21 protein-coding genes and 3 pseudogenes are annotated in these 21,032 nt (G+C 55.6%); 11 read left to right on the top strand and 13 right to left on the bottom strand.

All coding sequences use genetic code 11. From position 1 onward, the window contains the following. The first annotated feature begins 9 nt into the window (after positions 1–9). The 7 genes and pseudogenes from GHO32_RS22760 to GHO32_RS22790 all read left to right on the top strand — a co-directional run. Positions 10–1,470 carry an efflux RND transporter periplasmic adaptor subunit gene (locus GHO32_RS22760; protein ID WP_047279648.1) on the top strand — a complete coding sequence of 487 codons (1,461 nt, stop codon included), beginning with the start codon at positions 10–12 and terminating at the stop codon, positions 1,468–1,470. Then, positions 1,467–4,625, top strand: a complete 3,159-nt coding sequence (locus GHO32_RS22765) for an efflux RND transporter permease subunit (RefSeq protein WP_047279649.1) — start codon at positions 1,467–1,469, stop codon at positions 4,623–4,625. The genes GHO32_RS22760 and GHO32_RS22765 overlap by 4 nt, the downstream gene beginning before the upstream one ends. Further along, positions 4,622–4,975, top strand: coding sequence for a copper-binding protein (locus GHO32_RS22770; RefSeq protein WP_047279650.1), 354 nt, complete (start codon positions 4,622–4,624; stop codon positions 4,973–4,975). Before GHO32_RS22765 ends, GHO32_RS22770 begins: the two co-directional genes overlap by 4 nt. Positions 4,976–5,135: 160 nt before the next feature. Further along, a complete protein-coding gene (locus tag GHO32_RS22775; RefSeq protein ID WP_371326763.1) occupies positions 5,136–5,462 on the top strand; it encodes a four-helix bundle copper-binding protein in 327 nt (108 codons plus the stop codon). A gap of 650 nt (positions 5,463–6,112) precedes the next feature. Beyond that, on the top strand, positions 6,113–6,358 hold the full coding sequence (locus tag GHO32_RS26520; RefSeq protein WP_169862263.1) for a hypothetical protein: 246 nt from the start codon (positions 6,113–6,115) through the stop codon (positions 6,356–6,358). Between the two features lie 64 nt (positions 6,359–6,422). Further along, a pseudogene (gene tnpB, locus GHO32_RS22785) lies at positions 6,423–6,716 on the top strand (IS66 family insertion sequence element accessory protein TnpB); the annotation flags it as partial. 54 nt (positions 6,717–6,770) lie between these two features. Next, positions 6,771–7,370, top strand: a pseudogene (locus GHO32_RS22790) (IS66 family transposase zinc-finger binding domain-containing protein); the annotation flags it as partial. Between the two features lie 135 nt (positions 7,371–7,505). Here GHO32_RS22790 and GHO32_RS22795 read toward each other — a convergent pair. After that, positions 7,506–7,727 (bottom strand): hypothetical protein, encoded by a 222-nt coding sequence (locus GHO32_RS22795; protein ID WP_047279652.1) that lies wholly within the window; start codon positions 7,725–7,727, stop codon positions 7,506–7,508. 266 nt (positions 7,728–7,993) lie between these two features. Here GHO32_RS22795 and GHO32_RS22800 point away from each other — a divergent pair, with 266 nt between their 5' ends. Continuing rightward, on the top strand, positions 7,994–8,497 hold the full coding sequence (locus GHO32_RS22800; protein WP_169862265.1) for a hypothetical protein: 504 nt from the start codon (positions 7,994–7,996) through the stop codon (positions 8,495–8,497). 142 nt (positions 8,498–8,639) lie between these two features. On the opposite strand, the gene GHO32_RS22805 is transcribed toward GHO32_RS22800, so the two are convergent. Both GHO32_RS22805 and GHO32_RS22810 read right to left on the bottom strand, forming a co-directional pair. Further along, positions 8,640–10,058, bottom strand: coding sequence for a heavy metal sensor histidine kinase (locus GHO32_RS22805; RefSeq protein ID WP_047279653.1), 1,419 nt, complete (start codon positions 10,056–10,058; stop codon positions 8,640–8,642). Next, a complete protein-coding gene (locus GHO32_RS22810; protein WP_047279654.1) occupies positions 10,055–10,729 on the bottom strand; it encodes a heavy metal response regulator transcription factor in 675 nt (224 codons plus the stop codon). The genes GHO32_RS22805 and GHO32_RS22810 overlap by 4 nt, the downstream gene beginning before the upstream one ends. 688 nt (positions 10,730–11,417) lie before the next feature. On the opposite strand from GHO32_RS22810, the gene GHO32_RS22815 reads away from it, so the two are divergent. After that, entirely contained in the window at positions 11,418–11,744 is a 327-nt protein-coding gene (locus tag GHO32_RS22815; protein WP_095041100.1) for a DUF2790 domain-containing protein, read from the top strand. A 32-nt stretch (positions 11,745–11,776) separates the two neighbouring features. Here GHO32_RS22815 and GHO32_RS22820 read toward each other — a convergent pair whose 3' ends face one another. From GHO32_RS22820 to GHO32_RS22830, 3 genes are all read right to left on the bottom strand, one after another. Next, on the bottom strand, positions 11,777–12,127 hold the full coding sequence (locus GHO32_RS22820) for a DUF3147 family protein (protein WP_095041101.1): 351 nt from the start codon (positions 12,125–12,127) through the stop codon (positions 11,777–11,779). A 157-nt stretch (positions 12,128–12,284) separates the two neighbouring features. Continuing rightward, on the bottom strand, positions 12,285–13,190 hold the full coding sequence (locus GHO32_RS22825) for a cation diffusion facilitator family transporter (protein WP_095041102.1): 906 nt from the start codon (positions 13,188–13,190) through the stop codon (positions 12,285–12,287). A gap of 54 nt (positions 13,191–13,244) precedes the next feature. Continuing rightward, a complete protein-coding gene (locus GHO32_RS22830) occupies positions 13,245–13,583 on the bottom strand; it encodes a zinc ribbon domain-containing protein (protein ID WP_095041103.1) in 339 nt (112 codons plus the stop codon). A 490-nt stretch (positions 13,584–14,073) separates the two neighbouring features. Here GHO32_RS22830 and GHO32_RS22835 point away from each other — a divergent pair. Beyond that, positions 14,074–15,346 (top strand): annotated as a pseudogene (locus GHO32_RS22835) (phosphoethanolamine transferase). Between the two features lie 122 nt (positions 15,347–15,468). Beyond that, positions 15,469–15,597: a hypothetical protein gene (locus tag GHO32_RS26960; protein WP_003253468.1), complete on the top strand. Its 129-nt coding sequence runs from the start codon at positions 15,469–15,471 to the stop codon at positions 15,595–15,597. A 143-nt stretch (positions 15,598–15,740) separates the two neighbouring features. Here GHO32_RS26960 and GHO32_RS22840 read toward each other — a convergent pair whose 3' ends face one another. From GHO32_RS22840 to GHO32_RS22870, 7 genes are all read right to left on the bottom strand, one after another. Next, positions 15,741–15,947: a hypothetical protein gene (locus GHO32_RS22840; protein ID WP_011953104.1), complete on the bottom strand. Its 207-nt coding sequence runs from the start codon at positions 15,945–15,947 to the stop codon at positions 15,741–15,743. A 14-nt stretch (positions 15,948–15,961) separates the two neighbouring features. Further along, positions 15,962–16,186, bottom strand: a complete 225-nt coding sequence (locus tag GHO32_RS22845; protein WP_011953103.1) for a hypothetical protein — start codon at positions 16,184–16,186, stop codon at positions 15,962–15,964. A gap of 205 nt (positions 16,187–16,391) precedes the next feature. Then, complete coding sequence (locus GHO32_RS22850; RefSeq protein WP_011953102.1) at positions 16,392–17,315, bottom strand: hypothetical protein; 924 nt, start codon at positions 17,313–17,315, stop codon at positions 16,392–16,394. 310 nt (positions 17,316–17,625) lie between these two features. Beyond that, positions 17,626–18,495: a hypothetical protein gene (locus GHO32_RS22855; RefSeq protein ID WP_153443019.1), complete on the bottom strand. Its 870-nt coding sequence runs from the start codon at positions 18,493–18,495 to the stop codon at positions 17,626–17,628. Positions 18,496–18,497: 2 nt separating this feature from the next. After that, positions 18,498–19,181 carry a transcriptional regulator gene (locus GHO32_RS22860; protein ID WP_126404318.1) on the bottom strand — a complete coding sequence of 228 codons (684 nt, stop codon included), beginning with the start codon at positions 19,179–19,181 and terminating at the stop codon, positions 18,498–18,500. Beyond that, on the bottom strand, positions 19,178–20,020 hold the full coding sequence (locus GHO32_RS22865; protein ID WP_010951432.1) for a TIGR04255 family protein: 843 nt from the start codon (positions 20,018–20,020) through the stop codon (positions 19,178–19,180). Before GHO32_RS22865 ends, GHO32_RS22860 begins: the two co-directional genes overlap by 4 nt. Before the next feature lie 646 nt (positions 20,021–20,666). Then, the gene (locus GHO32_RS22870) at positions 20,667–21,026 is read right to left on the bottom strand and encodes a histone-like nucleoid-structuring protein, MvaT/MvaU family (protein ID WP_010951431.1); all 360 of its coding nucleotides are present in this window, start codon (positions 21,024–21,026) and stop codon (positions 20,667–20,669) included. Positions 21,027–21,032: the final 6 nt, after the last annotated feature.

Below are 21,032 nucleotides of genomic sequence, written 5' to 3' on the forward strand. Positions count from 1 at the left end.
GGTGCAGGCATGAGGGGTAGGTCGGTTGGTTTGGTTGTGGCTGCTGCCCTTGCTATTGGGATAGGTGCGGGCTTCTGGCTGGGTGGACGTGGCACGGTTACCCCATCTCAGCCAGATGGTGAGCAAAAAGCGCTGTACTGGTACGACCCGATGTATCCCCAGCAGCATTTCCCGGCACCCGGTAAATCGCCATTCATGGATATGCCGCTCGTGCCCAAGTATTCAGACGACGCGAATGACAAGGGGCAGCTCGCGGTTCAGGTCTCGGCTGGGCTCCAGCAAAATCTCGGGATTCGATTGGCAACGGTGACGGCTGGCCGGCTTGAACGATCCCTGAGCGTGAGCGGCGTTCTGGCGTTCGACGAACGCGACTTCAGCGTATTGCAGGCCCGTACTGGCGGTTACGTCGAACGCGCATATGGCCGAGCGACGGGGGACATAGTTGTCAAAGGGGCTCCTCTAGCCGATGTGCTGACCCCGGAGTGGGCTGGTTTGCAGGAAGAATATCTGGCGTTGCGACATTCCGGCGACGCTCAGCTGACGGCGGCGGCGCGACAGCGGCTCGTGCTCTCCGGCATGCCGGTCGACCTGATCAACCGGGTCGCGAGTACTGGGAAGGTGCAGCTCTCGGTCACACTTTCTGCGCCTACTGCCGGTGTAATCCAGGTTCTCGATCTACGACCCGGCATGACGCTGACGCCGGGGGCTACCTTGGCAAGGATCAACGGAGTGGCCAACGTCTGGCTGGAAGCCGCCGTGCCAGAAGCCCAGGCTCAAGGTCTCCACGAAGGCCAGCCTGTACAGGCGCAATTGCCAGCGTTTCCAGGTGATCCCGTACCGGGCAAGCTGACTGCGCTGTTGGCCGATGCCGACTTGCAAAGCCGTACTTTGCGCCTGCGTATCGAGTTGCCCAACCCGGATGGACGGCTTCGTCCTGGAATGACCGCACAGGTGGCTCTCCATCCCAGCGTGTCCGCCGAGGAGAGTCTCTTGGTGCCTGCCGAGGCGGTCATACGCACCGGCAAGCGGGATCTGGTGATGCTGGCTGAAGACGATGGTCGCTTCCGACCGGTGGAAGTCGTGTTGGGTCAGGAGAGCAAGGGGCAAGTTGCGGTGTTGCAGGGCCTTCAGGCAGGTCAGCGCATCGTCGCATCCGGGCAATTCCTGCTGGACTCCGAAGCTAATTTGAAAGGCATCGAAGCGGCGACGGCGCAGGATGCTCAGCCCAAAGCGGGGCCCGCCCTCCATGAAGCGAACGGCCGTATCGTGCAGATAGACGGAGCCCAGCTCACCGTTGCCCATGGTCCCTTCCTCACCCTGGGCATGCCTGGGATGACCATGACCTTTCCGGTGGCTGATCAGTCGCTCCTTGATGGCCTCAAGGTCGGTGCGCAGATTCGCTTTGGCATACGCGAACGAGACGAGGGCATGGTGGTTGAGCAGATCAAAGTGTTGGAGGGCCAACCATGATTGCCAAACTGATTCGCTGGTCGGTAGGCAACCGCGTGCTGGTGCTTCTCGCCACGCTGTTTCTGGTGGCATGGGGATTCGTCTCGGTGAGGAGCCTGCCAATCGACGCCTTGCCCGACCTGTCGGATGTACAGGTGATCATCCGCACGTCCTACCCAGGACAGGCACCTCAGATCGTTGAGAATCAGGTGACCTATCCGCTGACCACCACCATGCTTTCGGTTCCGGGAGCCAAAACAGTACGTGGCTTCTCCGCATTCGGTGACAGCTTCGTCTACGTGCTGTTCGAGGATGGCACCGATCTGTATTGGGCGCGCTCTCGGGTTCTTGAGTATCTGAGCCAGGCGCAATCGCGATTACCTGCGGCAGCCAAGCCGGTATTGGGACCGGACGCCACCGGAGTGGGCTGGATTTATCAGTATGCGCTGGTTGATCGCAATGGCGGCCATGACCTGTCGCAACTGCGCAGCCTGCAGGACTGGTTCCTGCGCTATGAGCTCAAGACCCTGCCGGATGTCGCTGAGGTGGCCACCATCGGCGGTATGATCAAGCAGTACCAAGTCGTCCTCGATCCGCTTCGCATGGCCAGCCTCGGTATCACCCAAGCTGAAGTGGTGGAGGCTATAGGCAAGGCCAACCAGGAGACCGGTGGCGGTGTGCTGGAGCAAGGCGAAGCAGAATTCATGGTTCGTGCGGCGGGCTACTTAACATCGTTGGACGATTTCAGAGCGATCCCACTGCGACTGGCTGCCAAGGGCGTGCCGGTGAAGTTAGGCGATGTCGCTACGGTGCAGATAGGTCCGGAAGCCCGCAGAGGCATAGGCGAGCTGGACGGCCTCGGTGAGGCCGTAGGTGGAGTGGTTATCCTGCGCAGCGGCAAGAATGCTCGTGAGGCCATCGCGCACGTTAAGGCCAAGCTCGAAACCTTGAAGAAAGGCCTACCTACCGGGGTGGAGCTTGTCACCGTCTACGACCGCAGCCAGCTGATCGACCGTGCTGTGGAGAATCTCAGTCACAAACTTGTCGAGGAGTTTGTGGTAGTGGCGTTGGTATGCGCAGCGTTTCTCTGGCACCTGCGCTCGTCGCTGGTTGCCATCGTGTCGCTGCCCGTGGGAATTCTGATTGCGCTGATCGTCATGCGTCATCAGGGCATCAACGCCAACATCATGTCCCTTGGCGGAATCGCTATAGCCATCGGTGCAATGGTGGACGCTGCCGTGGTCATGATCGAGAACGCCCACAAACGAGTTGAGGCCTGGAATTCCCGGCACCCTAGTCAACTTTTGCGGGGCGAAGCGCATTGGAAGGTTATGACGGAGGCAGCCGTGGAGGTTGGTCCTGCGCTGTTCTTCAGCCTCATGATCATCACGCTCTCGTTCATCCCGGTGTTCACACTGCAAGCCCAAGAGGGCCGCCTCTTTGCCCCCCTGGCCTTTACCAAGACATACGCAATGGCAGCGGCGGCTGCGTTATCGGTGACCCTGATACCGGTGCTGATGGGGTACTGGATCAGAGGGCCACTGCCAGCGGAACAGCGCAACCCGCTCAACAGGGTGCTCATCCGGCTATACCGTCCGGCATTGGAGGTCGTCCTGCGCCGGCCTCTGGTGACCCTCGCTGGAGCAGCGCTTATCCTGCTCAGCAGTCTGTGGCCCTTGAACCATCTCGGCGGCGAGTTTCTTCCCCCCCTTGATGAAGGTGATCTGCTCTACATGCCTTCAGCCTTGCCTGGGCTCTCGGCGCAGAAAGCTTCAGAGCTGTTGCAGCGAACGGATCGCTTGATTCGTACCGTCCCCGAGGTAGCCAGTGTTTTTGGTAAGGCCGGCCGCGCCGAGTCGGCCACCGACCCTGCACCTCTGGAGATGTTCGAGACCACCGTGCGGCTCAAGCCCAAGAGTGAATGGCGTACCGGTATGACCACGGAGAAGCTCATCGAAGAGCTTGACCGTATCGTGCGTGTGCCCGGGCTCACCAACATCTGGATTCCGCCTATCCGCAACCGGATTGACATGCTGGCCACCGGCATCAAGAGTCCAATCGGCGTCAAGGTTGCCGGCAGCGATCTGAACCAGATAGACCGGGCTACCCTTGCTGTGGAGCGGGCAGCGAAAAAGGTGCCTGGAGTGACTTCGGCCCTGGCAGAGCGTTTGACTGGCGGCCGCTACATAGATCTGGACATCGACCGCCATGCCGCTGCCCGTTATGGCCTGAACATCACCGACGTTCAGGCTATTGTTGCCGGTGCAATAGGTGGCGAAACCATTGGGGAAACGGTTGAAGGGTTAGCTCGTTATCCCATCAGCGTGCGCTATCCACGCGAATGGCGTGATTCCGTGGAGGCGTTGCGTCAGCTTCCGATCTACACCTCGCAGGGCGGCCAGCTCACGCTCGGCACCGTGGCCCGCATACGTATTGCCGATGGCCCGCCAATGCTCAAGAGCGAGAATGCTCGCCCCTCAGGTTGGGTGTACATCGATGTGCGCGGCCGAGACCTATCGTCTGTTGTCGCAGACCTACGTCAATCTATCGACAGCGAGGTAAAGCTCGATCCGGGCATGAGCTTGAGCTACTCCGGTCAGTTCGAATACCTGGAGCGGGCGAACGCCCGCCTGGCCTGGGTGGTGCCGGCCACCTTGGCCATTATCTTCGTGCTGCTTTACCTGACATTTGGGCGCTTCGGTGAAGCAATGCTCATCATGGGCACCTTACCTTTTGCCCTAACCGGAGGCGTTTGGCTGCTGTATCTGCTGGGCTACAACCTGTCGGTGGCCACAGGCGTAGGTTTCATTGCCCTGGCCGGCGTAGCGGCGGAGTTCGGGGTGATCATGCTCATTTACCTGAATAACGCTTGGGCTGAGCGTCAGGCCGAATGCGAAACCACACGCGCAGCGCTGCTCGATGCAATCCGTGAGGGCGCGGTGCAGCGCATCAGACCCAAGGCAATGACTGTGGCGGTCATCGTTGCAGGCCTGCTGCCCATCCTCTGGAGCAGCGGTACCGGCAGCGAGGTCATGAGTCGCATCGCGGTGCCCATGGTGGGCGGGATGCTGACCGCTCCATTGCTCTCCCTGTTTGTAATACCTGCGGCGTACTGGCTGGTCCGTCGCCGCGAACTCGCTGTAACAACCCCTCACTTTTCAGGAGTAATCCAATGAAAAAGCTATTCGTCATCGCAGGCCTGGTCACAGTTTTCGCCGCCAGTGTGCATGCCCAGGACATGGATGGTATGGACATGAAGAACATGCCAGCTTCCGCCGAGGGTGGCCAAGGCACCCAGGCGGCATCCACTGCGCATGCTGAAGGGACAATTAAGGCGCTGGATCCGCAAAGCGGAAAAATCACCTTGGCCCACGGCCCAGTAGCAGAGCTCAAATGGCCGGCGATGACCATGGGTTTCCAAGCGGAACCTGCACGGCTGAACGGCTTGAACGTAGGAGACAAGGTGGAATTTGCATTCCGTATGGAGGGAAGCGTCGCGAAAATCGTGAGCATTCAGAAGCAGTGATTTTCCAGCCTTAAATGATCCGGCAGGCCTTCACACCGAGATGCTTCGGACAAGCTTACAGAAATGTAATCAATCTTCAGGACCCCGTCAGGTCGAACGCTACATACCGTTTTGAAACGGTTTACTGGCATCACATCGACCCGATACCGGAGATATGACCATGAACAGTCGCTTTGAAGAATGCATCTCGGAATGCCTGCGCTGTGCGCTGGCCTGTGAAGGCTGTGCGACAGCCTGCCTTCAAGAACAGGATGTAAAAATGATGGCTGACTGCATCAAGCTGGACAGGGATTGCGCAGATATGTGCAAGCTTGCGGCTACCTTGATGGCACGAGAAAGCATGCTTGCCAGAGAGCTATGTGCCCTATGCGCCAAAATTTGCCGGGCCTGCGGGGAGGAGTGCGGTCAGCATAAGGCAGACCACTGTCAGCATTGCGCACAGGCCTGTATGGCCTGCGCAGAATCCTGCGAAGCAATGGCTGCGTAGCGCATCTAGCCCAGTCTTCGCCGGCTTTCCATGCGCCTGATAAAGGACTTGGATACGTCGATAACCGTCGGACTAGGGAGACGGGTAGATCGCTGATGTTGAGTATGCGCTCTGGCGGAGCCTAGCTTGGGCACCTAGCCACCGCTGCCTACGGATCTGGTAGCAAGAAGCCCGCCTCGGCGGCGGGCTATCAGATGTCTCCAAGGGGAGGCTGTAGGCCAACAAGTCTCGGAGCAAGCAGTTGTAGGATACGCCTCTTGGCTGACGCCTGCCAGCTAGCTTCGGCAGGAGCGTATGGTCCTGCTTTCCATCGACCTTAAAAAGCGGCCGTTGTAGGCCCCGCCAATTGGTAGGGCAGTCCGCCAAGACATAGCAGGCCGATTGTCCCCAGGCGGTGTACCCTTCGCCAGAGTCATAGACAGAGCTAGAGGTGAATCTAGCGGGCACCTACATTTGAGGGCAGAATCGCTAGCTCGCCTACATTGCACTGGGTTGAGGGGAAAGGTGTGGGAGCAGAGCTAGATCGGGTAAAGGATCGCAAGAGGAGCAGAGCTTTAATCGAAGACCTCTACCTCGACGCGAACCGAGTTTACGTAATCCACTACTCCTGCGAATCGTTTTATCAGAACGATACCGGGGAGTCGAAACGTGTGACATCCATCGCCACACGAAACCTAAAAACCGGCCAGACCAAGTCATGGTCCATCCATAAAGAAGCAGAGCTCAGTAAACAGCTCTCTAGCATGCAAGCAGAGCTCAATAAATTCGAAAAGTCGATGCTGAAAGGCTTTTTCCAGTGGCTTGATAAGCACAAGGATTGCCGGTTCCTGCACTGGAACGTAAACGGCCAGCCGAAGCGTCAGTGGTCATCGAGTTGCCCATGGCCGGGCAAGTAATCACATTGAAATGGCCAGCCTCGGATCCCGAGGGCTGCGCGCAATTTATCCGGGCTGTGGCCCAATGATCCGCATCGATGCGATCTGGCTGTCCACCGAGCCGATGGACATGCGCGCCGGAACCGAAACGGCATTGGCCCGAGTGATCGCGGTGTTCGGTGCGGCGAAGCCGCATTGCGCTTATCTGTTCGCCATTCGCCGCGCTAACCGGATGAAAGTGCTGGTGCATGATGGCGTGGGCGTCTGGCTTGCCGCGCGGCGCCTGAATCAAGGGAAGTTTCACTGGCCCGGCATTCGCCATGGCTGTGAGGTCGAACTCGACAGCGAGCAACTCCAGGCGTTGGTGCTGGGCCTGCCGTGGCAGCGGGTCTGCTCGTCGTCGTTTCGGGCCTGCTCTGGCACAATCAGCGGCATGACTTCCTCGCCCAACCTCGACCATATGACCCCGGAACAGCTTCGTGCCTTGGCGGCACAGGCGTCGCAGTTGCAGTCCCAAGTCGAGGCGATGAGCAGGAAGATCCAAAATGATGAAATTCTCATCGAACAGTTCAAGTTCGAGATCGCCCTGCTCAAGCGCCACAAATTTGCCAAGCGCAGCGAGCAGATCAGCCAAGCACAAGGCAGCTTGCTGGATGATCTGCTCGACACAGATCTTGAAGCTATCGAAGCAGAGCTGAAACAGCTCCTCCCAGCTTCGTCACAGGTCGAGCCACGGCAATCGCCGAAACGTGCACCATTGCCGCCGCAGTTTCCACGCACGGTGATCCGTCACGAACCGGAAAACACTCAGTGCGCTTGAGGCTGCCAACTTCAACGCATCGGCGAAGACGTTAGCGAGTAGCTGGATTACACGCCGGGCGTGTTTACCGTCGAGCAGCATGTACGTGGTAAATGGGCCTGCCGTCAGTGCGAAACCCTGATTCAGGCGCCTGTTCCGGCCCAGGTCATCGACAAAGGTATTCCAACCGCAGGCCTGCTGGCCCACGTGATGGTGGCCGAGTTTGCCGCTCACTGGGTCTGACCGGAGAAAGCAATGCGGAAACGCCACGCGAGAACGAAGGCTAAATTCCAAGCACAAAAAAGCCAGGTTTTACCCTGGCTTTTTTGTCAATTACTTTTGTCATTTGAAGTCCTATTTAACCGCCGATTAATTGTCGGCTTGTTCCCTACCATCCTTGCTTTCTTTCTTTTGCTCTTGAGCGACTTGTTGTTTGTTCTGGTCCGAAGCGTCATCGCTCCATAGGCGAGCCTGTTCGGTTCGGAAGTTCTCGTTGAACTGTTTCGCTCGCTCGAAGCCGCCTTCAGCGTAAGCGGTACCCATGAGACCCAGCAGCAGGCTGCCAATAGCGATAGATTTGACAAATTTCATTGTGAACCTCGGTTCATACTAGGCCTACCTGATTAGCGGCCTTTGTTGGTTTGTAGTTTAGGAACACGAAGCTAACGACAAGGTGAGTCAATAATTACAATTCCGTAATTTAGGCTGCAGATAGGATGTGTTAAATCGTCAAATCTGGAAGGATCATGTCTATCTCGGCATTGTCGAGGTGGATTAAGAATTTTCTCTCAAATTACAATTTTGATATCTAGCGCGTTAATTCAGCGCGGCGTTGTTGGCCGCCCTAGGAGATAGCCATGAATTACATAGAGCCCTGGGCAGTTGCTATCGGTGACTTTCGCCGCTGCACTGAAAAACTCACTGTCCAGCTCGATGAGCTGACCTCGCAGACGCGCACCTCCAGCGCTGTTCTGGAGAGGTCGAACGAACTGGTGGAGCAGGTGGACGCTGTCGGCCGGCAGATTCAGGAGGAGGTGCGAAAGGCAGAGAAGGCTTGGTCGAATGCGGAAGAGGTTGCCTTGCGCGCCGCTGCAGCAGCGTATTCAGCTGCATGCCGCGGAGTCGACACCGCCATCCAGCCACTGATCTCAGAGCTAACAGCAGCGGCAAAGGTAGCGGACGCCTCTATCCAGGAGCTCAAGCGGGCACCGGTGCTGGCCAAGCGTTATGTGATGGTGGTCGCCACGGCATTCTTCATCTTGGCGCTGATCTGTGTCTACTCGACCATGCGCCTGATCGATGCCGCCGGCAGCGTAAGTGCTCAAGAGAAAGTGAATGCTCAGTATTTCTCCCACCTGTGAAAGAACGCCAATCCTGACGAACAGAAGATTATTAAGTCGGTGATTCTGCGGTCGCCCATGGACCCTGTGGTCCTCCGGCACTGATGCAGTGAGGCAGACAAAAAGGCCCGTCGATTGACGGGCCTAATCATGTCTGCGCGGTTTAAGCGGCGGTCATTGCCGGCTGCAGTTGCTGGGCTGCAGGAAAGTGAAGGTGGAACCAAGTGAAGTTTTCTTCGGTCACCTCCACGCTCGCCGATCCCTGGTGCAGGCTCATGATCGACTGAACGATGGCCAAGCCAAGACCGGTACCGCCTTCGCTCCGTGCTCGGCTCTTGTCCACACGGTAGAACCGCTCAAACAAGTGCGCGTGGTGTTCCTTGGCGATACCGCGGCCGGGGTTGCCGACACTCAACGTCGTACCGCTCGCACTATGCTGCACCTTCACGTAGACCGTGCGGCCACGAGGGCAGTAACGGATCGCGTTCGAGACCAAATTCGAGACGGCACGTTGAACCATCAGGCGGTTCCCGCGCACCACGTCATCACTGCCAGAGATCTGCAGCTGGATCTCGCCTTCTTCTGCCGAAATGCTGAAGAGATCGCACACTCGCTGAACCTCGTCGACCAAGGAGACGGGTTCGAACTCCACCATTGATGCTGGATGACTGACCTGGGCCAAGAACAGCATGTCCGAAACCATGCGGCTCATGCGGTCCAGCTCTTCTGTGCACGACTCCAGAACCTCCCGGTATTCGGAAAGTGATCGTTCTCTGGTCAAGGCTACCTGAGCCTTACCCATAAGGTTGGAAAGCGGTGCTCGAAGTTCATGAGCGAGATCGTCAGAGAACTGCGAAAGCTGCTGAACCCCATCATCCAGGCGAGCCAGCATGATGTTGATACCGTCGGCGAGCTTCTTGAGTTCTGCTGGCATCCCATCAGTTGGAAGGCGATGGTCGAGGCTCTCGGTTGAGATCTTTGACGCTACCTTGAGGAATTTGGTCAGAGGCAGCAGGCCTCTGCGCACAGTCCACCAGCCAATGGCCAGGATCAACGCGAGGATGACAGGGGACATCATCAGCCCCCAGGTTAGCAAAGCATCGAGTAGTGCTTCATTGGATGACTGATCAGCAGTCATGTAGACGCCGACCTCCGTACCATCGCCCAGAGTCATGGCCTGAGAAGCACTGAGCAGGGGCCGTCCATTATAGTCGCTCCACTCGTATTCCGTGGTCTGCGCCGCAGCTTGGAACCTATGAACCTCTCGATTGATCTGTTTGGAACCGATGGTGAGTAAAGGATCTTCACTCTCTGCGGACCTGTAGATGCTTACGTAGAGGTTGTTCTGGCCTGTGACCAAATCCACCAGCTTGTGCGAATCTGAACTGACATCGGCAATATCAGTAATTTCGGAAAGGCTGTGCGCCATTGCCTCCATTTTGACGCCGAGATCGATGCGAGCATTTCTATCCAGTGCTTGCCCAACCATCATGTAACCGAAGGTAGCGAACATCAGCAGCAGCGCTGCGCTCATCAATCCAACTTTTAATCCCAGCTTTGCAGCCAGGCTGAATGGCCTCATGCGCGTTCCTCAAAAACGTACCCAACGCCACGGAGCGTGTGAATGAGCTTGGTTTCAAACGGGTCATCGATCTTAGAGCGCAGGCGCCGGATGGCGACATCGATGACATTGGTGTCGCAGTCGAAATTCATATCCCAGACCAACGAGATGATCTGAGAGCGAGTCAGCGCTTCGCCCGTTCGGCTCATAAGCAGGTGCAGGAGCGCAAACTCCTTGGTGGTGAGATCGATGCGTGTGCCACTGCGGAAAACGCGATGGCGGACGGAGTCGAGTTCCAGGTCGGCAATTTTCAGTGAGCTCTTCTCGACTAACTCATCACCACGGCGCTGTAGCGAACGGATGCGAGCAAGCAGTTCAGGAAATTCGAATGGTTTCACAAGGTAGTCATCCGCGCCGCCGTCCAAGCCCTTGAGCTTGTCATTGATGCGTCCGCGGGCGGTCAGCATGATGATACGGACCCGGCTGGTTTTACGGATGGTTTCCAGCAGGTCCCAGCCGTCGATACCTGGGAGGTTCACGTCCAGCAGGACCAACGAATAGACATTAGTGTTGAACAAGTGCAGGGCATCTACACCGTTGTGCACGATATCTACAACATACCCGCTTTCGGATAGGCCCTGCTGAAGATATTCGGCAGTTTTAATTTCGTCTTCCACAACTAGAACGCGCATAACTTATCTCAAGGTATGAGGAAGGAGTTGGCCTAATCCGCCAAGATTATGGTTGCAGGCTGTTGGAAAGTTTGGCTGGGGGTATGGCATGTGGTAGTCGCTACCTCTGTCCATACGCCGGGTCACCTGAGGACGCTTGAATCTTAACGCGAAGAAGCTGGCCGCGGCGAAATCCTACAAATTTGTAATGTAGCCGCAAGATTTCTGACAGTCATGCAGGCTCCATCTCTTAGCTTAGCGGATTCTGGGGCCTGCGACGGAGTACGACAGCTTCGCCTGATAGGTGGAATCGGCCAGGACAGGCAGCATTTCGGTCGCTAGCTTGCAAGGACTGGTAATGGCCTTGGATCGAGGGCGCCACGCAGGCAGTCCCCATGCACGGCCGTAAACTGCAGCGCCTTTCTGCAAATTAGTTCACGTGGCGGCTCGATATTCTCTCGAATATTTATCTTACAATCTATTACATGTCCAAATTGTAATTGCGCGATCATCTTGGTGTTAGCCTCCTTTGCTAGTTTAAGGGCAGCGGAAGAGGCATCGCTGCTTTGGAAATTGTCTCATTTCAAAGCAGCTTGGCAAGAGCATCGAGCAGTTGTTCGCGCCAGTGCATTCACCTGTAAACCATACGCTCCTTTGGTAGGTGAATTTTAGCGCCCCCTACGGGCGCTTTTTTATTAAGGGACTTCTTATGAACACTACAGTATCAGCGATCGCCGTGTTTATGCTCTTTACATCACTAACAGCCAATGCCCAAAGCGGTATGGAGATTAATCAACGCATCGAGCGTTCTGCTAGAGAGGCTACTGCGGATTATGCTCAACGCGTAAAAAAGCCCATGCCTCAACTAGAAGACTACGCCTACGGCATGGACCTGGACGTTGGTAAGTTGGTGTATGTATCACCCAGCGTGCGGTACTGCGGGGATGTAAGAAGCATGATGACCTACGAAGACTCGAAAGGCGAACTGCACATGGTTCGCTACCTAGTGAAGGGCGAGTGCGTTAATAGCCGTTAAGACTCATCAAGATGATCCCTACGGCCACCGGATCACAGAAGCTCAATGCCGAACCGGCGCAGCAGTATCACGAAGCCCCCGAAGCTGGCCATTGTGATGAGGATGCTGCAGATCAGTGTCGGCCAAAAGCCGAGCTTAGGTAGCAGCAACGGAAAAGCGATAAACATCGGCAGGGTCGGAAGCACGTACCAGAACGTGTACCAGGCATGGTTGGCGATCTTCTCCATGCTCTGGTTCTCCAAGTAGAGCCAGACCAGCGTCAACACCGTGACCAAGGGTAGGGCGGCGACCAGGCCGCCCAGCTTGTCACTGCGTTTCGCCAGCTCTGATACGAGAATCACTATACCGGCAGTGAGTAGGTACTTCGTGATGATCCAAGCCATCGCTGAGCCTTCTGGAGGTTGTGGACGGGGGCAGGCGAAGCCATTCACCAACCCCTCTCGAAGCGCTCCTGCCGTTTACGCCATCCCTCACCGCATTTCTATTGCAGCATCACCCTCAGCCAGGAAGGTGATGTGTTTGCATGGTGTTACCGATCGATCAGTGCGAAGGCGAGGGAACGCTCTCGTGGAAAGCTGCCCGCTCGATCTGGATGGTGCAGTGATGGATTTCGAATGCATCGCTGACAGCTTCCACGACGGCCGCCAGCACAGCATCCCCATCTGCAGAATCCCGTATTACTACGTGCGACGTCATCACGTTGCTGCCACTGCTGACGGCCCAGACGTGCAAGTCATGTACGTCCGTGACGCCATCTACCCCGAGGATCGTGGCCTCGATTGCCGTAACGTCGAGCCCCCTCGGCACACCCTCCATGAGGATTCCCAGGCTTTCGCGAAGCAGTTGCCACGTCCGCGGAAGTACCCAAAGGCCGATTGCCACAGCGACAATCGTGTCGACCCAGGTCCAGCCGGTGAAGCGGATGATGAGCGCCGCGATGATTACGCCTAGCGAGCCGAGCATGTCGCTCCAAACTTCGAGGTAGGCTCCTTTGACGTTGAGGCTTTCGTTGCTCGCTGATGCCAGAAGGCGCATCGAGATTAGGTTGATGATCAGGCCGGCGATTGCGATCCACATCATCGCTCCCGTAGCGATCTCCGCCGGCATGAAGAAGCGCTGGTAGGCCTCGTACAAGATGTACATTGCCACGAGAAAGAGCAGCACGGCGTTGAACGTCGAAGCCAGAATCTCCAGACGCGCATAGCCGAAGGTTCTTTTTTGATCCGCCGGCCGCTTGGCTATCTGAAGTGCAATCAGTGAGATCGCCAAGGCGGCAGTATCTGTAAACATGTGAGATGCGTCCGACAGCAGCGCCAGGCTGCCGGTAATCCACGCACCGATCACTTCTGCAATCATGAAGCTGCCAGTCAAGGCGAGCGCCATGATTAGCTTCTTCTGATGCCCCTCGCGTACTGCGGCGCTGCCATGGTCATGATTTGAACCCACGTATTTCTCCTTGCGCAGGGTTGTGGTCTCGTTGGCCTTCCTGTCTACCTAGCCTTAGAGCGTCGCTTGGCCACACTGACTGCAAAATCTTGCCCCTGCACTCAGCAGCGAGCCGCAGGCGGTGCAACCACTCGATAGCGGTGTTCCGCAGTTTAGACAAAAGCGTGCTGACGGATCGTTGGCCGTCCGGCACTGCCTGCAGCCCTGCAGATCTTTGATGGGGGCAGGAGTGGCAGGGCGCCCGCCGTCATACACCTGATTACCGCCGTCGCAGCCCTGCTGCCGGCCATGGCGATCATACTGCTCGGCCCCATGTCCCCCGCTGTGGTGCTTGCCTCCACCGTGGTTTCCACGGCCATGGTGCTCGCCCAGGATGTTTTTGAAAAAGCTCATGGTATTCGCCCCTCATTGATGGGTGACATATTAACGAGCAAAAGTTGAAAATAATGTTCTGCTCGCGAAAAAGACTTGTAAGTTTAATTGGAAGTTCAAAATTAGCCTACGACAAAACGAAACCGTTTTGTTTGTGAAATTAAATTTATCTAGCTGAGCGGCGTATTGCTTTTAGTGGGTGGTATCCCCCTAATTTTGATCATAGCGTGATCAATGACAATCAAAACAGCTGTTATTGGATTTCTGTCAGCATTGTAATCCCGAGGTCATCGTGTCGTTATCAGGTCCCGGAAATAATGCGCTCAGCGAGATTCATTTCTCTTTTTATCCCTATGCCTCACACATACTAAGCGTCTCCAACGCCTAGGGGCCTAAGGCCTCTGGCGCTCCGCACATTGCGCAATCGCTTAGCATCTGTCGACGGCTTGCCTTGTAGCTCCCGCTAACTCCATAGCTACCGCCATGGATAAGCAGCTTCCAGAGTTTGATAATGACACCTTCCAAATCCATTGTTCACACCCTGTTAAGCAAATGGATCTTTGCTATTCGCAATGCGCGGCAGAAAGGCATCAGTACTAATTTGCTAATCGGCCTGGTGACTTTTTGGTTGCTGCTATTCGCGAACGCAGAGCTCCGGAACGTGCTCTGGAAGCTGGTATTCAAAACCGATGAAGTGAACTGGCTGCTAGCGGCCAGCCTCCCAGTCATAGTATTCGCATGGGTGCCTGAAGCGTCAGCTGGCCTCACCTAAAACGCTGACGGCCATTGGTACTGATGCGGTAGTTAATCGACAGGGTGCGGCTCGTAAACCCAGGCTGCTGGTACTGGCAGTAGGAGAGACCGCTCGCTCCGCCAACTTCTCCCTCAACGGCTACTCCCGTGAAACGAATCCGGAACTAGAAAAGCGAAATGTCATTAGCTTCACGAACGTGAGCTCCTGCGGCACCGCTACCGCGGTCTCGCTGCCATGCATGTTCCTGGACGTGGGTAAGGCCCAGTACAAAGATGGCTTGGCCAAGAGCCGAGAAGGGCTGCTCGACGTGCTTCAACGCGCTGGCATCAGTGTCATGTGGACTGACAACAACTCGGGGTGCAAAGGGGTCTGCGACAGGGTTCCCAACCACAAGGCTGCCTCTCACGCGGATTCCCAACTGTGCACCAGCGAGGAGTGTAAGGACGGGGTGCTGCTCACGGAGATGCAAGACTTCATCAAGCGCCAGGAAGGCGATGCTGTCCTGGTGCTCCACTACAAAGGCAGTCACGGCCCGGCCTACTACAAGCGCTACCCCTCGCAATTCAAGAAATTCGCACCGGTGTGCGAGACCAACGAGCTCGACAAATGTAAGCAGGAGGAGGTGGTCAATGCCTACGACAACTCAATCCTCTATACCGATTATGTGACTGCAAATCTCATCGATATCTTGGCGGCCAACACCAAGTTCGACACTGCGCTGATGTACGTTTCGGACCACGGCGAATCGCTGGGGGAGGGTGGGCTCTATCTGCATGGGCTGCCTTACGCGATGGCTCCTGACGAGCAAACAAAGGTGCCGTTGGTACTTTGGATGTCTGACTCGCTCGCGAAGAGTGAAAAGGTCAACGTGGGTTGTTTGAAAGCTCAAACCACGTCATCGCTGAGCCACGACAACCTGTTCCACACCGTGCTCGGCATGATGAACGTCCAGACGTCTTCGTATCGCTCAGCGCTGGATTTTACAGCCCCTTGCAAGCCCTTGGCCGGAGGCTTTTATTCTGGCCTCTGAATGTTCGATGTGGACCGGATCATCGGCCAGGCGGTTCTGCACCAGCCTGCTTTGACAGCTGAGAGAAGCTGGACTAATTACATAGCTGCATTCAACAACCCAAGCGGAAAAGGAAGTTTTGCATGAGCATCAAGCCAGGCCCAAAGCGCACCAATGAAGATGGCACTCCGGACAAAAGGCAGCGAGTCACCCCTGAAAAGCAGAAGGACCATCCGGACCTGAAACCCCACAAGCACAAAAAGGGCGAGTAAGAAAAAAGCAGCTCTCGGGAGCTGCTTTTTTGTTTGGGCTGTGTGCAAACCTTCCCGACTGTCTCGCTGATCAATCGGACCCAGTCGTGAGTCTTCCGCTTGGCTTGATGGATTCTGAAGCTACCTCCGGATCGGTTATCCCTTCAGTGCGGACGACGAGACTGATATCCCAGAGCGTTGAGCTGATACTCGCTGACAGCCCGAAATTGTGATTCTGCGATTTGACGCAGGCGCTCAACCTCTTCGGCAGATGAGCCAGAAGCCTGCGCCTCGTGGTATTGCTTCATCGCATCCACTGCGTCGGTATACATGGGGTGGTCGGGGAGAAGAGCTGGTATCTTTTTCGTCATGTAGCGGCAGGTCCTCACTGGATAGTCGACGGTGGTTTACCTGCTTTGAGGAGCTGAAAATCAATGACCGCCTGATAGAGCGAATCTGCCAATAGGTGAAGACGCTGTACCTCAAGGTCTGGCAATCCAGCAGCCTCCGCTTCGTGGGCCTGTCGGATAGCTTCAAGCGCTTGCCTCATCAGTGGCTCACCAGCCTCGACCATTCCAATGAATGTGCGCTTCACAACATTTTGCTCCATTCAGCTGAAGATGAATTATAGGACACCGCGGCGTGGCAAGGCCCCGAGCAGCACAGGTGTTCGACGTCCGGCTGAACGAACCAATGAGGAGCGCGCTGGCCTGGGGAGTGGCCAGGGCGCGTGTCATAGCTACGTTGTAAACCACTTTTTTCACTGTAAACCACTGTGGTTTACAGTGAAAAAAAGTGGTTTACAGCAGGCCTCCTCAGGCCTGAGTCAGCTCCAGCAGATCGCCCAGTTCCTCCCGGGCCATCTTCACTCTATCCATTCTGCGATAAGGATGATCAACCGGCATCCGGATAAGAGATTCGAACCAAGCCGAATCGAATTTGATGACTTCCTTGTGAATGTGCTCAAGCTCACCTCCGCGAGGCTGTGACACTACAAACTCCATGCTTTCAACCAAGCCAGACGCTTCACTGTCTTTGACGATTCGATGGCGGATGAAACTCATTTTGAGATCAAAATATGCCGCCTTCGAACCAGGCACCTTCTTCGATTCCAGCCGACCCGTGCTGCTGATTTCCGCCCCCGGCACCTCAGCGGCAATAGCTTTCACCAGCTCAGCATTTCCACTGACCTTCTGGCCAAACAGGCGGGTGGCGTCCGACATGTAAGCAAAGATCCATGGCACATTGCGAAGCGTCGCGCCGGTATAGAGGTAGCCACGCTCTCCCTTGTAACGCTGCAGCATGCCTCTCAACGCGTTCTCGGAAAGGACCAGTTGGGTCTCTTTCTCCAGGATGTAAACCACGCGATCGAACTGTTCGATCAATAGCTTGAGAATCTTCCGCGGGACGCCGTCAAACCTGGTTTTTCGTTCTGTTTTCTTATGCTGGCGAGGCTTGAAGTACGGGCAATCGTTACGGGCCTCACTATCAAATGGAGCGATGCCGCGAATGCTCTTAGTAGCATGTTTCCCGAATGGGTTCTTCACGTTAGGCGGTAGCTCATACAGCCCAACCAGCTGGACAGGGTTGTCGCATGCCGGGCATACAGCAAACTGAGCTAGCTTGCCCGCACTTCCAGGCTGGTACCACGGATCTCTGCGGAAGGTCTCGGCCTCGAAACCTTCCTTGTCGATGATCTTGCTTTCTGTGTCTTCGATGCGGAGCTTATAGACATCCATCTTTGCTGAAACCGTATCAATAGAGGGTTTCTGGATGGTAACGAGCGAGGATAGGCAGCAGTAGGCCTAACTGACCCTTTTGGTGGTCACCCACTGGTTTGAGGCCAGCCCAAAGCATGCCTGATCGACCTGGGCGGGCCCTAGAAACAACTAACCCCCTGATGCGCAGTACAGGTCTGGGACCTGCCCGAGGCGTGGGGGCTATTCTTGGAGCGACAGTGACACCGGCTCCGGAGAAAATCAATTGGTTTGTAGAGCAGCCGGTCAGCTAAGGTCAAACCCAGATCCTAAAGGGGAGGCCGATAGCAGCTCAGTCAGCATCATCGGCACCTTCTTCATCTTCATCGGTATCCCCAACACTGAGCCAGTCGTGAAGGTTGTACCGCACGAAGTCTTCCGCATCGAGCATGGTAAAGTCTTGTAGCACCGTGACGTCTGCTCCACCGAAGTACAGCCCATCGTTGAGATTTCTGGCCACCCCGAGCACTTCATTCAGCTGGTCGTGCAGCTCATTTGCGCGCCTGGCGTGCTCTCGTTTGGTCAAAAACCGGAACACCACCTCGTAGGGCTCAGCCGGGTCGCGAATCTCGCCCTTGGGGTTGAAGGAAACCCAAGCACTAGCGAAAAATTGGTTGTTCTGATGGAGGAAATCGTCGACAAGCACGGCGATGCCCTTCATGCCGTCGTCACCTTGGTCTGCCTTCAGGCGGTTGACCAACTCGTCCGGCATCGCAATACGGTTGTAATGGTGGGACATCCAGTATGAGAAATACTGACCGTTTTCTTCGCTCAGCGTGATTACCGGATTTCGGTGGAGCGTCGGAAGCACGGCTCTCTTGGTCCACACACGCTTGTGAATCTTGAGCTCCATAACCTGCTTTTCCGCGTGCTGCAGGTGCAGCGTACGTGGATTGAGGGCGTGCAGCTGCTTATCGAAGGCCTTTTTCTTTACCTTAACGGCAATCCACTCTATCCACGGCGCATCACAAAGGTTGCGTGCATGCACCGTGCAGGAATGGGAGGCCAACATCCAATAAGCTGGAGCCACCCCCTCGAATTGGCCTTTCAGGACCTCCTCGGATATGTGTTCAATCAAGGCGTCACCTGAGACGGTATCTCCTTGCAGCCAACCAGCAGCGCTAATGGCACTTACGATCTCTTGCTCAGGTGTATCAGCCATAATCAAACCAAATTCGAACCGCCCGATTTTTCTAACCTGGCGATGGTTTTGAGGTCCCTATCACGTAGCTGCTGCGCCTTGCCAGCCAACTCCGCAACCATTCCGTACACACCTTTAGCGCCATTTCGATTCCACGCTTCATCCGAAAGCGCATCCTGAATCAGGCGGCCATCGGCGGTTGGATAGAAAAGCACCCGATGCAGATACTGCGCTTCTTCGGCGTTAACTTGGCGCAACGCCTCAGTTAAAGCCGCAAGCCTCTCGGGAAAACCAGTGGCGGTTTTTCCAGTCCGCCAATTGTACACGGTCTGACGAGACACGTTGAAGATCTGCGCGATGGAGCTATCTGACAACTTGAAGTCGCTCCTAAGCTCCTCGATTAAGGCCGGCGCTACGTCTTCGGTAACATTGGCATCCTGGCTGGTGTCCACCTCGGTCCAGGCACCAGCATGCACGCCATGAAAGCTCATGCCTGCTGAGCCGATAAGTTGTGGATAGGGCAGGGAGGCAGTCCCAGGAGCGACTACTACCGAAACGGCCAGCATCGCTGTGAAAGCAATCGCCAATACAGGGTTTGCTGTCGTGCTACCTACACGCGGAGCAATTTCAGGGTTTTCCCAAGTAGAAGATCTGCTTACAGCAGCCCCGGTAGGATCAATCCATTGCCCATTCATTGCTGTAGTCATTTCGCCTTCCCCCAAACCTCAAAGGCATGATCTTTCGCGACTGTCCTAAAAGCAAAGTTAGCAGTCTTATGCAAACCGTCGAGTCTCGTGCAGATCTCCTCGGTTCCCAGTCGTTCGGCTAACTGCAGCGGCCAATGCGCATCCGTATCGAGAAGAGCACCATTTTCGCTAACAGGCACAAATGCACCTTGCAGAGGAGCACCATGCTTGGATGAATTCCTCGATTGCTTAGCAATTTCGAAAACCATGGCCGGCTCGACCAAATCTTCCGGTATCCACATACCAGTCTGCCGCCAGCATCTGATGTGCAGATACTCCGGATCTAGATGGTAGGTGGTAGTAGAGATTCCAAGCTGCTCCTTGGGGACTTTCCCATGCGCCGCTAGCTCATCGCATTTAAGTGGGAGCATGGCTTCCGGAAGGTAGTCGGCTAGGGTCTCACCTTCAGCTGGTTCAATTTTATCGACGTACCGCATCCCGATAGCGGTGATATCCAATGCACCTGCTTGCCCTACCAGCGCCTCAATGCACTCACGGAAAAGCGCTAAGTGGTTATCAAAATGAAGATAATTTGTGCTTTGCAGGATCATGTGATCCATGGCCAGCACGCACGCGTAGTCAGCATCCCGATTAAGGAACGCCCAAGAATTCGGTTCTCCGCTGTGCATCACTCCAGGCGGCACGCCCTTGACCATCTGGAAGAAGCCCGGGAGGCTCTGACGGATCGTGTGCTGAATGTCTGGGATCAGCTTTGGCAGCTTAAGAATCGGGGCAAATCTGATTACGCTCAACGCATAGATAAGCGGCGCCCTTGCTAAGACCCCTTCGCGTTCTGACATGTTAACTCCTCCACCGCTCCCCAACGAGGGACCGGATTCTACATCATTTGACAAATCCTTTGACAAGAACTGTATAGCAGGGCCTTTCGATTTGACAAGCGGTCCCCGTGAGGAATGGAGTGCAGAAAACGCCTCCATCAGGAGCTTACTCGTCATTCCAGAAAAGCCTCTACAGACACCATCGCTAAGCCTCTGAGGAAGCACGAATTTTTAATCAGAGCTCTTCCTAGCAGTGAGAAGAAACTCAACGAATCGTCACCAGATAGCTCAATCCAGGGGAACGCTTGCTCTGATGGGGTGGTTCAGAAACGTGCTGTCTGGTCCAGATTTCTCATCTACGAAGAGCACGAAGAGCTCTTGGATCCAGAGTTTGAGGCCGTGATTGGCTGAATGGAGAGGTCGGAAAGAGGAGGGGTGATCCAGTGAAGCACAAGCGCAGTCAGGAGGCTTGCGATGGTGTTCACTGAGATTGAGACGAGAGCATTCCGCATTTTGGAGAGTCCATTTTTTGAAGTGGACCTCTATTTAATGCGCATAAACTGTGTGTCACCACCACCCGCAGAAAATTTCGTCACGCCCCAGAATGGGAATTTGCATTCGGGGCGCACCACGATTCATCTCGTGCCAGAAGCCGCCTGCAGTGCAATCAATTGGCGAGCCAAGACTCGACTACCTCAGCGCCATACTCGTTTTTCCAGGCCTTAAGCGTACGCTGATTACCACCCTTGGTCTCAACAACCTCTCCGCTGTGTGGATTCTTGTAGACCTTCACTTCGCGTGGTTTCCGAGAGGTTTTTGGGGCCATATCAGTGGAAGCCACCGCTTGCGGATCGAGGATCAGCACCACTTGGCGCAGGCCGTAGCCATACTCGTTGAGCAAACTGCGCAGCTTCGTTTCAAATTCCATTTCCTGCTTCAGGGCAGAGTCATTTTTCAGCGCTTCCAGCTCCGCCAGTTGGGCTGCGAGCTGTTGTTCGAGCAGGCGGAATTCAGCGAGACGGGACATAAGATT

The organism is Pseudomonas sp. FSL R10-2189 (assembly GCF_009600325.1).
Lineage (GTDB): Bacteria > Pseudomonadota > Gammaproteobacteria > Pseudomonadales > Pseudomonadaceae > Aquipseudomonas > Aquipseudomonas helleri.